Origin of the sequence: Sedimentitalea todarodis (assembly GCF_032595355.1) — a bacterium.
Classification (GTDB): Bacteria; Pseudomonadota; Alphaproteobacteria; order Rhodobacterales; family Rhodobacteraceae; genus Sedimentitalea; species Sedimentitalea todarodis.
On sequence record NZ_JASMWN010000043.1, the window covers coordinates 1 to 15,705 of the forward strand.

Here is a 15,705-nt window from a genome sequence, read left to right on the forward strand (position 1 = left end):
TGTTTGACGTTTGAGAAGTCCCAATCGTCAGACAGGTGCGTCAGATATCAAAATGCGCTGCGGTCACGGCAAACACGATAAACCCGCAACAAGCGCCATTGCCGCGGCAGCGGCTTCGTCCAAGTCCCGCATAGCCGACCTAGCTCTCAACAAAACCTACGGCAGCTTTGGTTCAGCAGGGAGGATAGTTTTTTGAGGGGTTAGCAGTATTTTACCACTTGGTCAAATTCGCATAAGGTTCAATATGTTTTATGGGGATTTACCCCAACTCGGCAACTTGCGCTGAACATCTTGAGTACAGCTAAACGCCTCTGTCTGAGCGGCGTTTCCGAGGGAATTGGCCATTCCGGACCAATTTAAGTGCGTTGTCCCGCTTCGTGACTTCGGCCAACCAGGTCCAATCCGCGTATTTGTCGCCAGTCTGACGTAGATGTGTATAGCGCTTCAGCGAAGTCCACGACCGGTGACCTGAGTTGGCTGCAACGTACGGAATGTTGAGGCCGAGCTCGAACAGGCGTGAAACACCGTCATGCCGGAGGTCGTGAAAGTGAAGTTCCTTTATTTCCAATAACTTGCAAGCTCGCGTGAATGCAGCGCTGATAGCATCAGTCGAGTAGGGGAATATCTCGTCTTCTATCAATGGCATGGCCTCGATGATCGCCAGAGCCTGTTCCTGCAGGTCACACCAGACATCGTTGCCGATTTTTTCGCCGGGGTTCTTCATGTCCCGGACCAACATGCGTTTGCCTTCCACGTCGAGGTCCTTCCAGCGGATGCGGACGATCTCTTCCTGCCGTCGGGTGGAAAAGATGGCAAAGGCGATGATCCTATGCATCGGGATGGACGTGGGGCGACGTCGGGAGCGGTCCAGAAAGTGCTGCATGAGTTGATCTAGTTCATCGAGCGTGGGACGCCGATCCCGTTCACGGCTCTTGCCCGTGATACCAAGTTTGTCCGCCACTTTCCGGGCGTCCTCCATAGCCTGCGCGTTTAGTGGAAAGCCCCATGCGGGTCTGGCGATGGAGAAAACAGCACCGAGATGGGCGAGGTAGTTGGAGACTGTTTGAGGCTGAACGCCGCTATTGAGCTTTTCTCGCGCAAATTCGACGATGTCAGCGCTGGTTATCGCGTCACAGTGTTGGTCCGCGATATCAAACGTCTTGATGCTTTTCAGAACTTGGGTCTTGGTCCGGCCGATCTGTTTGTTGCTTTCTTGGACATACCTGTCGATGGCATCACCCAAGGTCGGTGTCTTCTTGCTTTTCGGTTGAGTTTTGAGCGCATCAAGGGCACCGGGTCGCGCCAGAATTTCTTCGCGGGTTTCAATCCACGCCGCAGCGGTTGATCTGCGCTCGAATGTCTGACTTTCGCGAAGTAAGACTTTACCTTGCCGCATCACTGAGATTTGTGCGAGCCAAGCTATGGTGCCATTCTTGCGACGACGCTTTATGATGGTTCCCATGATTTACAACATGGCCTTTCATTTTACAACACGTGTTGTAAATGTAGCAGATAATGGGCCTAAATGGCAAGATATCGAACATAGGCGAACTTGAACACTCGGAGCTAAGTATTGGAAAAGGCGGTAAAATCGCAGATTGGCGTAAGTAGCAGATTATCCGTGGCTCCGATGATGGATTGGACCGACCGACATTGCCGATATCTCCATCGGCTGCTGTGCCGCAGAGCCCTGCTATATACCGAGATGGTGACGGCTCCGGCTTTGGTGCGGGGCGGGGCGTTGCATCTGTTGGAGTATAGTCCCGAGGAGCACCCGGTGGCGTTGCAGCTTGGTGGATCGGAGCCGCTGGAACTGGCCAAGGCGGCACGGCTGGCGTCGCAGGCGGGGTATGACGAGATCAACCTGAACGTCGGTTGTCCTTCGGACAGGGTACAGTCCGGGGCGTTTGGAGCGGTGCTCATGTTTCAGCCCGGATTGGTGGCCGATTGTGTTGCCGCCATGCAAGAGGCGGTTGATGTCGAAGTCACGGTGAAATGCCGGATAGGGGTGGATGATCAGGTTGCGGAAGAGGCCCTGCCGGCGTTTCTGGATCGGATCCGCAGCGCTGGCTGTCGGAGGGTGACGATCCATGCGCGCAAGGCCTGGCTGCAAGGTCTCAGCCCCAAGGAGAACCGCGATATTCCGCCGCTGGATTATGATCTGGTTCTGCGCATGAAACAGGGCTTCCCCGATCTGCACATCTCGATCAATGGCGGCATTACCACGCTGGCGCAGGCACGCTCCTTTCTGGACGCCGGGCTCGACGGGGTCATGATCGGGCGCGCGGCCTATCACGATCCGGTGTCGGTGCTTGCTGACGCGGACCCGGTGGTTTTTGGAACCGGCACCCGCAGCGATCCTGCCGAGATCGTGCACCGCATGATACCCTATATCGAAACGCATCTGATACGAGGAGGCAAGTTGCATCAGATCAGCCGCCATATGCTGGGTCTGTTCGCCGGACGCCCCGGTGCGCGGGCCTGGCGCAGGATGCTGTCCGAGGGCGCACACCGGCCCGGAGCGGGACCGGAACTGGTTCTCGCCGCGCTGGCGCAGGTGCCACCGGACGAGATCAGCCAGGCGGGGTAGGGCATGATGGCCATCGATCGCCAGCGGCATGCGTTCGATGCGCGTGGCTGGCTGGTCTTTGACACGGACCCGCAGGTCGCCGAATGGGCCGACCTCGCGTGCCCCATGGCCCAGGCTGCCGTGCAGAACCCGGAGCTGGCCAATTGGCTGGATTGTGACGGTACGTGGTTTGTCGGTGTCGATGCGCTGCCCAATGATGTGCATGGCAGGGTTGGTGGCTCTGCACCTCTGGCGGGGGCGGCCATCGATTTCATCACGCGTCACATGGGGAAGCTGCCGCCTCTGCATCGCGCCCAGGTGTCGGTGACCTATCCCGGCTATCCGCGCCCGCGCCGTGGGGAGAGCGATAGCGCCGCGCGGTATCGCCGGCATCGCGATGCCGCCCATATGGACGGTTTGCGCGCAATCGGGCCCGCGCGCCGACGGCACCTGAGTGAACCGCATGCATTCATCCTGGGGCTGCCGCTGACTGATGCGGGGCCGACCGCCGCGCCGCTGGTGGTGTGGGAGGGGAGCCATCACATGATGCGCAGCGCCTTTGCCAGGGCCTTCGCCGGGTACGCGCCGTCGGAATGGTCAGATTTGGACGTCACTGATCTTTATGTTGCCGCGCGCAAGCGGGTGTTTGAGACCTGCCGCCGGATCCCGCTGCCAGCCAAGCCGGGTCAGGCCGTGTTGCTGCATCGGATGGTGTTGCACGGCGTGGCCCCTTGGGCGGCTGGGGCAGATGCCGATGGTCGGATGGTCGCTTATTTCCGTCCCGAGATGCCCGGCGGCATTGAACCCTGGCTGACGGCTCAGCCTTGATTGCGCCTCGCCCGACCGCCCCGCCGTTTTTTCAGGCGCGGCGCGCGACTAGGCAGATCGGCCATCACCGCCGCGCGTTCATCCGTGCTCATCCGCGACCACTGTGCGATTTCGTCGATGCTGCGCAGGCAGCCAACACATAGCCGTTCCTCGGGATGCACGACGCAAACCTGCACACAGGGCGAGTCGATTTCGTCCCGTTTCCAGACATCCCGGCTCATCGTGCGGCCTCATTCTTGATGTGGCGCATCCGGTCCAGCGCGCCCTGCAGAATATAGCTCGCCGCGACGTGATCGATCACCTCTGCGCGACGTTTTCGGGTCGTATCCGCCTCCAAAAGCGCGCGTTCCGCAGCCACCGTGCTCAGCCGCTCATCCCAAAACCCGATGGGCAGGTCGGTCAACTGGCTCAGGTTGCGGGCAAATGCCCGGGTCGATTGGCATCGCGCGCCTTCGCTGCCATCCATGTTGCGCGGCAGGCCAAGCAGAATGGCCCCCACCTCGCGGTCACTCACGATCTGCAACAGCCGCTCCGCATCCAGCGTGAACTTGCGCCGTTTGACAGTTTCGATCGGGGTTGCCGTGGCGCCAAGCCGATCCGAGAGGGCGACACCGATGGTCTTTTCACCCAGGTCCAGCCCGAGCAGCGCCCGCATCGGCGGGCAGGCGGCGGCGAAATCGTTGAAATCATCGCAGATCATTGGTCAAGGCCTGCCTGACCTGCGGCTTGCTCGATGACCGACAGCGCCGCGTCATCTCCGGCGAACACCTCTTGCGCATTGGCATAGATCGCCTGGGCCCGCTCTGTTTCGCCCAGCACCCCCAATGCCCCGATCAGCCGGGCCCATTCCGGCGGCGTGCCGCCCTGGCTCGCCAAACGGTCCGACAGTCCCTGAACCATGCCCCGGATCATCTCTGTCCGGTCTGTCTCGCTCATCTCGCCTGCGGCGGCGACGTCGGCGGCACTTGGGCCGGGCAGGGCGGGCAACATGAATTCGACCCCTGCACGGCGGGCCATATCCTCGATCTGGCCGCGCACGGGCGGGATCCACGGTGCGTCGGACGGGCCGTCCTGCAACAGCGCATTCCAGATCCGAAACGCCAGATCAGGACGCCCGGTCTGCGCCATCATCAACCCGGTGTAATACCGTGCATGGCCGTTGTCCGGGTCCTCTGACAGAACCCTGTTCAGGACCTGCTCGGCCTCGGGTGACACATACCCGCCTGCGGCCAGTACCAGCATGGTGGCATAGTCCGAATAATCCGCCGCCGTGGCCGCGTCACCCTTGATCCGCAGAACGTCGGCTTGTGCCGCCACCGCGGCCTTGAAATTGCCGGTTGCGGCCTCGTTGCGTGCCAGCAACATCTGCCCCTGAAGGTCATCGGGGCGGGTCTTGACCGTTTCCCGCAGGCGTTCCATCAAGGTCTGGTACTCGGCGCTGATCTCCTGCTGGTTTGGCGTTGCGGGCAGGCTGGTCTCGGCCTCGGCCTGACTGGGCCGGGTTTCGCGCATCGTTTCAGCCAGTTCAATGCGCCGGTCCAGTCCCAGGTCTCCATGGCCCGGTGCGCCCAACGACCGGTACAGCATCATTGTCCCGCCGATCAGCGCGACACCGACCAGAACCGCCATCACGAGCGACAGCGGACCCGATTGCACCTCACCCGATCGCGTCAACTGTATCTGGCTATCGGCGGACAGAATGCGCCTCGAAATCTCGGTCCTGACCCGGTTGGCATCGGCGGCGTCGATCACGCCGCGTTCGAGATCACGCTCCACATCCTTGAGTTGGTCGCGATAGACCTGCATGTCAAAGGCCGCCGCAGGGCTTGCCGAGGCCCGCGTCCGCAGCAGAACCAGCGCAAGTGTCGCCGCGATGACCAACGCCAGGGCCGATGTGATGATCCAGAATGTCATTGGGCCTCCTGCTTTGACCCTTCATGTAGCTTTCCATGTCGCGGGAAAAAAGGGACAAAGCGGGATAACCAGCAGCTTTGGCGCGGCAAATTCGACCTATGTCGCAATTCGGTCTGGAAATGCCGCCTCTGGTATCCTCTTTTGGACGGCGTCCGCCAGAAGCAATAGTATGGTGGAAGCCGCCCGAATCCCTGTTTGCCGCGCGCCCCGGAGGTCCCGATGAAACGATATTCTGCCTTTGCCATCGCCCGCGAGGCCCTGCGCAACCACACCGGATGGGAGCGGGCGTGGCGTGCGGCGGAACCCAGGAAACAATATGACGTCATCATCGTCGGTGCGGGCGGGCATGGTCTGGCGACGGCCTACTATCTGGGCAAGAACTTTGGCATCACCAATGTGGCCATTCTGGAAAAGGGCTGGCTGGGTGGCGGCAACACCGGGCGCAACACAACGATCATCCGCTCCAACTACCTGCAGGACCCGTCCGCCGCGATCTATGAAAAGGCGCGGAGCCTTTATGAAACCCTGAGCCAGGATCTGAACTACAACATCATGTTTTCGCCGCGCGGGGTCATCATGCTGGCCCAGACCCAGCACGAGGTGCGCGGCTATCTGCGCACCGCCGAGGCCAATGCGCTTCAGGGCGTGAAAACCAAGTTCATCAGCCCCAAGCGGGTCAAGGACCTGGTGCCGATCATCAATCTGGACGGACCACGCTATCCGGTTCTGGGCGGGCTTTGGCAGGAACGCGGCGGCACCGCCCGCCATGATGCGGTGGCCTGGGGCTATGCGCGTGCCTGCTCGGACATGGGCATGGACATCATCCAGAAATGCGAAGTCACTGGCATCCGCCAGGATGGTGGCAAGGTGACCGGCGTCGACACCACGCGCGGATCCATCGATTGCCACAAGCTGGGCGTCGTGGTGGCGGGCCATTCCGGGGTATTGGCCGATATGGCCGGCTTTCGCCTGCCGATCGAATCCGTGGCATTGCAGGCGCTGGTGTCCGAGCCGATCAAACCCTGCATGGACGTGGTCGTGATGGCCAACACCGTGCATGGGTACATGAGCCAGTCTGACAAGGGCGAGATGGTCATTGGCGGCGGGGCGGACGGGTACAACAACTATACCCAGCGGGGCAGCTTCCACCATATCGAGGAAACCGTACGGGCGCTGATCGAAACCTTCCCGATGATTTCGCGCCTTAAGATGCTGCGGCAATGGGGCGGGATCGTCGACATGACCGGTGACCGCTCGCCGATCCTGTCGAAAACCCCCGTCGACGGGATATTCATCAACTGCGGCTGGGGTACCGGCGGCTTCAAGGCGATCCCCGGCTCGGGCTGGGGCATGGCGGAACTGATGGCCAAGGGGCATTCACCGCTGACCGATGCCTTTTCGCTCGACCGGTTCAGGGAAGGCCGCTTCATTGACGAAAGCGTCGCGGCAGGGGTGGCGCATTGACAGCGTTTGCCGAAAAACGCCGAGGCGCAAATGCGCGTGCGCAGCAAATGTCTGCGCCGCGCTCGGCCATGCATGCTTGCGTTGTCGGTGGCGGGTTCTGATGCCCTATTCCGAACCCATGGCCGAAACCATGCGCGCCGATCTGGGTGTGGAGCCGGGCCTGTCCGAGAAAAAGATGTTCGGTGGCATCTGCTTTCTGCTGCATGGCAACATGTTTGGCGGCATTGGCAAGGAGGGTGCGCTGTATCGTCCGGGCAAGCCCAACGAGGCCGACGCGCTGGAATTGCCCGGCGTGACCCCGATGATCATGGGCGGGCGAAAGATGGGCGGTTTTGTCCGCTTGGATGATGACGGCTTTGCCGATCACACCACCCGCCGCCGTCTGACCGAAATCACCTTGGGCTTTGTCGCAAGCCTGCCACCAAAAGGATGAGACAATGCTGACCCTCACCTGTCCCTATTGCGGTGTGAAAGCCGATGAAACCGAACTCGCCCCCGGCGGTGAAGCGCATCTGAAACGCTTTGGGCCGGAGTCGTCGGATGATGATTTTCATGGCTATCTGTTCTCGCGCAAGAACCCGCGTGGCCTGCATTTCGAACGCTGGCGGCATTCGCACGGCTGCGGCAAGTGGTTTCATGCGGCGCGGGATACGGTGACGCTTCAGGTCTTTGGCACCTATCCCGCACAGAGCTATGCGCCGCCAAGGGACATCGTGAAGGCCATCAAGAAACGGCATCCCGACTGGGCATGGGAGGCGTCTGCATGACCCTTCGCACATTGCAATATCAATCGCCAATCGAGGGCCGGCCATGAGCAAGAGATTGAACACACATGGTCGCCTGATCGACCGGTCCAAGCGGATCGGGTTTTCCTTCAACGGCAAACCGCTTGCCGGACATCCCGGCGATACGCTGGCCTCGGCGCTCTTGGCCAATGACCGGATGATGGTCGGTCGCTCGTTCAAGTACCACCGCCCGCGCGGCGTTGTCGCCTCTGGCACGGAAGAGCCGAACGCCCTTGTGAACATGGGGCAGGGTGCAACGTTTGAACCGAACCAGCGCGCCACCACGACCGAGTTGTTTGACGGGCTGACCGCCCGCAGCCAGAACCACTGGCCGTCTCTGGAATTCGACGTGGGTGGCATCAACAAGCATCTGTCGCGGCTGCTTCCGGCCGGGTTCTATTACAAGATGTTCATGTATCCGCGCGCCTTCTGGAAGAGCGTGTACGAGCCGTTTATCCGGCAATCCGCAGGTCTGGGGCAGGCACCCAAAGAGCGGGATGCCGACACCTACGAACATTTTTACGCGTTCACCGATATCCTGGTGATCGGTGGCGGCATCGCGGGCCTGATGGCAGCCAAGACCGCGGCCGAAAGCGGCGCGCGCGTGCTGCTGCTGGAACAAACAGCCTTTTGGGGTGGGCGGTCCCCGGTTGATGGCGGTACGGTCGATGGTGAGCCTGTCGCGCAATTCATCGATAGAACCGTTGCAGAGCTTGCGGAGATGGACAATGTCACCCTGCGCACCCGCTGCATGGGGGCCGGGGTCTATGATCACGGCTATGCGTTGGGCTATGAACGGCTGACCGATCATCTGCCGCTGGCGCAAGGGCCGCGCCATCGTCTTTGGCGCATCCGGGCTGCGCAGATCATCACCGCAACCGGGGCCATCGAACGGCCCTTGTCCTTTGCAGGAAATGACATACCCGGCGTCATGCTGGCCTCGGCCATGCGCGACTATGTCGTCAACTACGGCGTCACGCCGGGCGAGCGTGTCGTTCTCGCCACCAACAACGACGACGGCTATCGCACCGCCATTTGCCTGAAAGAAGCAGGCGTTAACGTGGTCCGTGTTCTGGATGCCCGGAATGCCGGCGGTGGCGCATTGATGGAAGAGGCGCGGGCGCTTGGCATCCGCATTGATCCGGGGCGCGCCATTGCCAAGGTTGGCGGCGGCAAGCGGGTAAAGACTGTGCAGATCTGTGCGCAGGATGGCATCGGTGGCGCGCTGGAAGAGGTGAAATGCGACGCAGTCGCGATGTCGGGCGGATGGTCGCCGGTCGTGCACCTGTGGTCCCATTGCGGCGGCAAGTTGCTGTGGGATGAGGCGCAGGCGCATTTCCGGCCCGATCCCGAGCGCCCGCCCCTGGGCGCGGACGGAGCAGGGTTTGTCAGGGCCGCGGGGACGTCGAACGGCGAACTTGGCCTTGGTGCGGCGCTCGCGGATGCGGCGGCGGCGGGCAAGGCCGCGGCCAAGGCGGCGGGGTTCAAGCCAAAGAACACCAAGCTGCCTGTGGGCGAGGCCACGGCGGAAGTGCCATTGGAACCGGTCTGGCTGATGCCGCGGGAGGCGCATATCGACTTGCGGTCAAAATCGTGGCTGGATTTTCAGAACGACGTCAAGGTGTCTGACGTGCAACTGGCGGCGCGCGAAGGCTTTGAGAGCGTCGAGCATACCAAACGCTATACAACTCTGGGCATGGCGACAGATCAGGGGAAGTTGAGCAATATAAACGGCCTCGCAATCTTGTCTGATGCGTTGGGCCAACCCATTCCCGCAACCGGAACAACCACGTTCCGTCCGCCCTATACGCCGATATCTATGGGCGCGATTGCCGGCGAGGCGCGCGGCGAGGTGTTTCAGCCGATCCGCCGCACGCCAATGCATGACTGGCATGCCGCCCATGGGGCAGACTGGGAGCCGGTGGGCCAGTGGCGCCGACCCTACGCCTTTGTTCAGGGTACAGAGTCGGTTCATGACGCGGTGGTGCGCGAGGTCAGTAATACACGCGAAGCCATTGGTCTTCTGGATGCCTCGACGCTGGGCAAACTGGTCGTCAAGGGCCCGGATGCGGGGCGCTTCCTCGACATGCTCTATACCAACATGATATCGACGCTGAAACCGGGGCGCTGTCGCTATGGTCTGATGTGCAACGAGAACGGGTTTCTCATGGATGACGGTGTGGTTGCGCGCATCGATGAGGATACGTTCCTCTGTCACACCACCACGGGCGGAGCCGAGCATATTCATGGCCATATGGAAGAGTGGCTTCAGACCGAGTGGTGGGATTGGCAGGTCTATGTTGCCAATGTCACCGAACAATACGCGCAAATCGGGGTTGTCGGGCCGAACGCACGCAAGGTATTGAAAAAGCTTGGTGGCATGGACCTCAGCGCCGACGCGCTGCCATTCATGGCCTGGGCCGATGGGAAGATCGGCGGTTTTGACACGCGGGTTTATCGCATCTCTTTTTCGGGCGAATTGAGTTTTGAGATCTCGGTTCCGGCGTCGCAGGGTCTGGCCTTCTGGACGGCACTGATCGAAGCGGGCGAGGAATTCGGCATCATGCCATATGGCACCGAGGCACTGCACATCATGCGGGCCGAGAAGGGCTTTATCATGATTGGCGATGAAACCGACGGCACGGTCATTCCTCAGGATCTCGGCCTCGATTGGGCGATTTCCAAGAAGAAGGACGACTATCTGGGCAAACGGGCACAGGTTCGCAGCCATATGGCCGATCCGGATCGGTGGAAGCTGGTCGGATTGGAAACAACCGATGGGTCGGTACTCCCGGATGGGGCATATGCGGTGGGCGAGGGCGTGAATGCCAACGGGCAGCGGGTAACGCAGGGTCGTGTGACATCGACCTACTACTCGCCGACACTGGACCGGGGGATTGCGATGGGGCTCGTGCTACATGGCCCCGACCGGATGGGCGAGGAACTCGCGTTCCCCTGCGCGGATGGCAAGACTTACACTGCCAAAATCGTGGATCAGGTTTTCTATGACAAGGACGGGGAGAAGCAGAATGTCTGAACCAGTCAGCGCCCTGAACAATGCCAGTTACGACGGCATCGCCCGTATTGCAGAGGATGGGCTGCACGGTATGATTACTTTGCGCGGCGATCTGTCCGCAAAAGCGGTGAAAGCGGCGGCGCGGGCAGTGGCAGGTGCCGATGTACCAGACGCTGGTTGCATCGCCGGAGACAGCGCAGGTGGCCTGTGCTGGATGTCGCCGGACGAGCTGTTGCTGTTATGCCCCCACGCACAGGTTGACGCCAACGTAGAGACGCTGCGGCAGGCGCTGGATCAGACTCATGCCCTGGTGGCCAACGTGTCGGATGCGCGCGCGTTGCTTCGCGTAACTGGCCCCGCCGCGCGCGAGGTCATGGCCAAGCTCTGCCCGGTCGATTTGTCGCCAGCGGCGTTCGAACCCGGCATGTTCCGCCGCACCCGCATGGCGCAGGTTCCGGCGGCCATCTGGATGACGGACGACGAGACGTTTCAGATCATCTGTTTCCGCTCCGTTGCGCAATATGTGTTCGGTCTGCTGAGAGTGGCCGCCCAGCCGGGCAGCGCCGTTAACGCCTTCTAAACCGGCAAAAACGCTGGTTGTGGCGCGAATTGGCATCAGTTAGCGTGCCCCTGTAACAAGTAGGGGGTTACATGGCTCGGGCTGTTTTGGTTGCATGTTTTTCGTTTCTGCGCTTCGATGTTGAACGCAGAAACGATCGTCTACGAATGTGAATACAATCATCGTGACAGAGGTGGCTGGTTCTCCAGGCACGCTTCCTTTGCGGTGAGCTGGTCCGAACACCAAGCGGTGATTGTAGATGCTGCCGTACTACACGCAAATCGCGGAAAACCTGTTTCCGTGCCGGTGGAAGTTCGAAAAAATGGGGTCTACATCATCCGTTGGGCGCTGAACTTGCCAACCAGTTCCAGCTATGAGGTTGATGCCCAGTATCGCGTGCGCTTGGACCCAAGGACATTGAGAGTTTCCGCGAACGTCAATGTCAACGATGACATGGACCATATCGGTGCCGGCAAGTGTACAGCGAATAAGCTTCAGTGATTTCCGCAGTCCGGGATCCGGCCGACCGGTTCTGGGTTCCGAATTGTACTCTGGCTCTCGACCGACGTTAGTTCAAATCCTCAAGCAAGCGTCCATGTCTGCGGGTTTCTCCTATCACATCGCCGAATGTCTTCATGCCACGTGCCTCGAGCATCGGGAGCATGGCGCAGAGAACTTCGGCTGTCGCTTGCGCATCGCCGAGCGCGGTATGACGCAATGCTTCGGGGATGGTCACGTCGAGCCGGTCGCACAGCGCATCAAGCGTGTGCGTTTCCGACGCGCCGAAAATCACGGCGGAGAGCAGAACCGTATCGAGAATCGGATGGTCCCAGTCCACACCCATCTCGGGGGCGTGACGACGCAGGAACGCCATATCAAACGGGGCGTTATGGGCGACAATGACGGCATCGGTGGCAAATTTGTGAAAGACCCGCCCCGCCTCCGCGATGTTCGGGGCACCGGCGACCATCGCGTTGGAGACCTTGTGCACCTTGGTTGAAGCGGCGGGGATCGGCATGCCGGGATCGACCAGCGTGTTCAGGACTTCGCCTTCAACGATGCGCCCTCGCAAGACGCGCACAGCGCCAATCTGTACGACCTCGTCCTTGTGTGGCAGAAGGCCGGTGGTTTCCGTGTCGAACACGACGAAGCACAGGTCGGAAAGCGCGCGGTCTTCAAAGACGCCATCGCCAGCCGTATCCAGAATGTCAAAATCATAGACCAGTGGGCGCGACTCGTTCGGTTCAATCTGCGCGGCACTGGTGTCCAGCGTCAGCAGATACCCCTGCGCACGACCCAGCGGCTTCATCCGCAGGTCAAAACTCTGTTTGCCGGTCACGCTCTGGGCAGTGAACCCCACTTCGGTGCCGGTCTTCGCGAGTTTGCGATACGCGGCCTCGATCGGCTCCTGTTGCAGATAGTCAAACAGAGATGCCTGAAGACGCGGATGGGCGATCTGGGCGAGTACGGCGGCGGCCTGACCGTCATAGAGCACGATCCTGTGGCTCGGGCTCACGATTATCATGGCAACCGGAATTTCGGTCAGCAGCGCGGTCAGCCATTCCTTGTCTGCCGCAAGGCGGGCCGTCTCAGCGGCCACCTTTTCGGCCGTTGTCATGGCGTTGTCCGATAGCTTTACGGTCACCGCGTCAGCGGCTGGCGCAAGATCGCCGAGATACCGTGCCGCATTGAGATCCATCGAGCCGGTGACCCCCGCATGGGCGCGGGCGCGCATGTCCGAGGCAATACGTTCGATGGGCTTCGCGATATTTTCGTCAAACAACAGCCAGACCCCGACGATCAGCGCGACCAGCAGGAATACAGAAAGCAAGCCCGCGAACACGAATGGATCTAGCAACTCTGGCATTCCGGCGCGGCTGTAGCCGATCATGAGTGCGATAGCGGTAATGGCGACGCCGCCGCCTGCCAGCAGGCAGAAGAACAGGAAGATACGCAGGCGCAGGCTGAGTTTGGAAAACATCACGACACCTTGCAAGCTGCGTTCAGGACAACAGCGTCTTCACCGACATTTCGCCAGTCGGCATCCACGATGTCACCATTGCTGGCGAACTGCGTGTCACTGCTCAGCACGGCGCTGCGGCTCGTGGCACAGTCAAACGCCACGGGCATCTTGCGTAGCGGTGACCAACGGCCAAAGAAATACAGATCGACAATGCGTTGGTCGGGCCGTTCCGGGTGCCGCTTGACCGACGCGTTGTCTACGGCGACAAATCGGCTGATATAGGGGACGACATAGGTCCAGGGTTGGTAAAAGCTCTTCTTTTCTACCGTTTCGGCGACTTCGACATCTTCTGGCAGGGTGGCGATCGTGCGGCTGTACCAGCTGTATTCCATCGAAATGGTCATGGTGATCATCGCGAGGCCGGCCGCAACGGGTGCGGCCCAGCGGGGCAGGCGCCCCCCGGTTACGCGATTGAGCAGCATGACCAAACCCGCCGCGGCGATCCCTGCGAATACGGTTCCGATGAGTTCCAGAAACATTCGTTGTCCTCCTCGGGCGATGCCAACGCACCCCCCATTCTCCTTGTATCAGTCTTACCGGCGACACCCTCCTTCGCCACCGGCCGATCAATCAGCTCAGCATGCCACGCCCTTGGCCCACAGACGACTGCATTGTCTTTATCACGACGAATGCATCCCGCAGATGACTTCGCTCAAAGTCCGAAAGAATCGTGGGTGGCATGAAGTTGTCCGGAGCCTCGCCTGCATTGATGCGGACAAGTTGATGATTCAACCGGGATTCCGCAATCAGGTCATAGGCATCCAGCAGATCGCGCCCACCAGAGGCTGACAGCACGCCCGCAGCCTCGGCAGCCTGGAGACGGGCGCGGGTATTGACCTCGGTCAACTCGCCCTTCAGCGCATAGATGCGGCCCAGATCGACCACCGGCACCACGCCATTCAGCTTCAAGTCGATCGTGTTGCGGTGATCGCCGGACCGGATCGTGGCGAAACCGCGCAAGAGACCGAGCGGCGGCGTATGCTTGAGCGAATTGGAGATCATATGCGCCACGAAAATCGAATTGCGGCTGGCGGCTCGCAACGTATCTTTCTGCAGACCAGCAAACAGCGACTTGTCGCCGCCAATCGCGCGCAGGTCGAACATGACACTGGCCAGCATCTGCGCCTCGGGATCGGGCTTGGCGATCCAGCCCTGAAAATACTGCCGCCAAACCCGCACCGGCTGACACCAGCGCGGATTGGTCGCCATCATGTCGCCAGGGCAATAGAAATATCCACAGGTATCCAACCCATCCGAGACAAACTTGGCCAGACTGGCGAAATACGGCATCTGATCGGCCGTGACGGCATCATCCAGAATCAGGCAATTGTCCTGATCCGAAACGCCGGTCTGTTCCTGTCTGCCTTGCGATCCACAGGCGAGCCAGAGATAGGGAACCGGCGGCGGGCCAAATTTGGCCTCTGCCAGTTTCAGCAGGCGGCGGGTCGCGGTATCGGCGATATCGGTGATCAGCCGGGTCACCACCTCATGCCGATTGCCGCCAGCGACAAGCTGTACCAGCAGGCGCGGGATTTCCGCCGTGACGCGGGCCATATCCTCGGCGGTATCGGCACGGGCAATGGCGCTGACCAGCTCTGCGGAGCTGACCGCCTGAAATCGGGTGAGATCGGTTTGGGTAACGATGCCTACGAGTTTGCCGGCCTCGACGATCGGTATATGGCCGATCCGGTGTTCCATCATCGCGTGCAATACGTCCGAGCCGATGGCAGATGGCGACAGGCTCAGCGGGTCGCGGGTCATCACATTCTCGATCGGGGTGGAGCAGGGCAGTCCGGGGGCCAGCACTTTTCCCGTCAGATCACGGGTGGTGACAATCCCGGCCAAGGTGTTGCCATCCATGACGCAGAGTGATGAAATACGGTGGTCATGCATCAGTCGCGCCGCATGCTGAACGTCGGTTTGCATGGGACATGTCACCGGCGCGCTCGCCATGAAAGTTTTTACCCTGCTGGTCGCAAGGTCGCTGCCTCGACGGGTCTCTTTGCGGCGGCGGTCATAGAATTTCGCAAATGTCGGCTCGGTCGCGACCAGCCTGTCGAAATCTACGCGGGGCAGCTTCAACAGAACGCTATCGGTTGTGGCCCGCGCCGAGGTAACGGCGTTTCCGTCGCGGACCAATCCGCGCTCGCCGAACGAATTGCCCGGATTCAGTAGGGAGACCAGGCTGCCCTTTTCGTCGCACACTTCCACTTCGCCGTCATGTATCAGGTAGAGCCCCTGCAGCGGCTCGCCAAAGGTGTAGATCGGTTGACCCTTGTTGACATTCATCACCTGAAAGCGCTGTGCGAGATCGTCAAGCGTCTCGGCGGCAAGGCTGTCATAGGGATGGACTGATCCGAGAAAGCGCAGAATCTTTTCAACGGGTTGGGTCATGTTTCACCACCGGCTCCAAATAACGATTGCGGTCCCGCCCGACGGGATCGGGCGGGACCGGGGTTGGCGGGCGTATCGGGGGGGTACGCCCGCGCCTGGGAGTTTAGTGGTCTGCTGCCGCAGCCCCTGCGCCGCGTGGCACGCGGACACTTT

General features: G+C 60.8%; 15 protein-coding genes. 8 read left to right on the plus strand and 7 right to left on the minus strand.

All coding sequences use genetic code 11. From position 1 onward, the window contains the following. Nucleotides 1–301: 301 nt before the first annotated feature. Nucleotides 302–1,462, minus strand: coding sequence for a site-specific integrase (locus tag QO231_RS24820; RefSeq protein WP_316782622.1), 1,161 nt, complete (start codon nucleotides 1,460–1,462; stop codon nucleotides 302–304). Nucleotides 1,463–1,573: 111 nt separating this feature from the next. Between QO231_RS24820 and dusA the strand changes: the two genes are divergently transcribed. Then, a complete protein-coding gene (gene dusA / locus QO231_RS24825) occupies nucleotides 1,574–2,590 on the plus strand; it encodes a tRNA dihydrouridine(20/20a) synthase DusA (RefSeq protein ID WP_316782625.1) in 1,017 nt (338 codons plus the stop codon). A gap of 3 nt (nucleotides 2,591–2,593) precedes the next feature. After that, nucleotides 2,594–3,397: a phytanoyl-CoA dioxygenase family protein gene (locus QO231_RS24830; protein WP_316782627.1), complete on the plus strand. Its 804-nt coding sequence runs from the start codon at nucleotides 2,594–2,596 to the stop codon at nucleotides 3,395–3,397. Here QO231_RS24830 and QO231_RS24835 read toward each other — a convergent pair. The 3 genes from QO231_RS24835 to ccmI are packed head-to-tail and all read right to left on the minus strand — an operon-like array spanning nucleotide 3,388 to nucleotide 5,311. Continuing rightward, nucleotides 3,388–3,618 carry a DUF1289 domain-containing protein gene (locus QO231_RS24835; RefSeq protein ID WP_316782630.1) on the minus strand — a complete coding sequence of 77 codons (231 nt, stop codon included), beginning with the start codon at nucleotides 3,616–3,618 and terminating at the stop codon, nucleotides 3,388–3,390. The two genes, QO231_RS24830 and QO231_RS24835, sit on opposite strands and share 10 nt — an antisense overlap. After that, nucleotides 3,615–4,097, minus strand: coding sequence for a Holliday junction resolvase RuvX (gene ruvX, locus QO231_RS24840; RefSeq protein ID WP_316782633.1), 483 nt, complete (start codon nucleotides 4,095–4,097; stop codon nucleotides 3,615–3,617). The genes QO231_RS24835 and ruvX overlap by 4 nt, the downstream gene beginning before the upstream one ends. Then, nucleotides 4,094–5,311: a c-type cytochrome biogenesis protein CcmI gene (gene ccmI, locus QO231_RS24845; protein ID WP_316782635.1), complete on the minus strand. Its 1,218-nt coding sequence runs from the start codon at nucleotides 5,309–5,311 to the stop codon at nucleotides 4,094–4,096. The genes ruvX and ccmI overlap by 4 nt, the downstream gene beginning before the upstream one ends. A 219-nt stretch (nucleotides 5,312–5,530) precedes the next feature. Here ccmI and QO231_RS24850 point away from each other — a divergent pair, with 219 nt between their 5' ends. From QO231_RS24850 to QO231_RS24875, 6 genes are all read left to right on the plus strand, one after another. Continuing rightward, nucleotides 5,531–6,775, plus strand: a complete 1,245-nt coding sequence (locus QO231_RS24850) for a sarcosine oxidase subunit beta family protein (RefSeq protein ID WP_316782637.1) — start codon at nucleotides 5,531–5,533, stop codon at nucleotides 6,773–6,775. Nucleotides 6,776–6,875: 100 nt separating this feature from the next. Beyond that, nucleotides 6,876–7,208 (plus strand): TfoX/Sxy family protein, encoded by a 333-nt coding sequence (locus QO231_RS24855; RefSeq protein WP_316782639.1) that lies wholly within the window; start codon nucleotides 6,876–6,878, stop codon nucleotides 7,206–7,208. A 4-nt stretch (nucleotides 7,209–7,212) separates the two neighbouring features. Continuing rightward, complete coding sequence (locus QO231_RS24860) at nucleotides 7,213–7,542, plus strand: sarcosine oxidase subunit delta (RefSeq protein WP_316782642.1); 330 nt, start codon at nucleotides 7,213–7,215, stop codon at nucleotides 7,540–7,542. A 43-nt stretch (nucleotides 7,543–7,585) separates the two neighbouring features. Continuing rightward, complete coding sequence (locus tag QO231_RS24865; RefSeq protein ID WP_316782644.1) at nucleotides 7,586–10,597, plus strand: sarcosine oxidase subunit alpha family protein; 3,012 nt, start codon at nucleotides 7,586–7,588, stop codon at nucleotides 10,595–10,597. After that, on the plus strand, nucleotides 10,590–11,156 hold the full coding sequence (locus QO231_RS24870) for a sarcosine oxidase subunit gamma (protein WP_316782647.1): 567 nt from the start codon (nucleotides 10,590–10,592) through the stop codon (nucleotides 11,154–11,156). Before QO231_RS24865 ends, QO231_RS24870 begins: the two co-directional genes overlap by 8 nt. 117 nt (nucleotides 11,157–11,273) lie before the next feature. Continuing rightward, nucleotides 11,274–11,636 (plus strand): hypothetical protein, encoded by a 363-nt coding sequence (locus QO231_RS24875; RefSeq protein ID WP_316782650.1) that lies wholly within the window; start codon nucleotides 11,274–11,276, stop codon nucleotides 11,634–11,636. A 67-nt stretch (nucleotides 11,637–11,703) separates the two neighbouring features. Here QO231_RS24875 and QO231_RS24880 read toward each other — a convergent pair whose 3' ends face one another. The 3 genes from QO231_RS24880 to QO231_RS24890 all read right to left on the minus strand — a co-directional run bounded on the left by QO231_RS24880 (nucleotide 11,704) and on the right by QO231_RS24890 (nucleotide 15,552). Beyond that, the gene (locus tag QO231_RS24880) at nucleotides 11,704–13,116 is read right to left on the minus strand and encodes a 3'-5' exonuclease (RefSeq protein ID WP_316782652.1); all 1,413 of its coding nucleotides are present in this window, start codon (nucleotides 13,114–13,116) and stop codon (nucleotides 11,704–11,706) included. Then, the gene (locus QO231_RS24885; RefSeq protein ID WP_316782655.1) at nucleotides 13,116–13,637 is read right to left on the minus strand and encodes a hypothetical protein; all 522 of its coding nucleotides are present in this window, start codon (nucleotides 13,635–13,637) and stop codon (nucleotides 13,116–13,118) included. The genes QO231_RS24880 and QO231_RS24885 overlap by 1 nt, the downstream gene beginning before the upstream one ends. A 91-nt stretch (nucleotides 13,638–13,728) precedes the next feature. Next, entirely contained in the window at nucleotides 13,729–15,552 is a 1,824-nt protein-coding gene (locus QO231_RS24890) for a DUF294 nucleotidyltransferase-like domain-containing protein (RefSeq protein ID WP_316782658.1), read from the minus strand. Nucleotides 15,553–15,705: the final 153 nt, after the last annotated feature.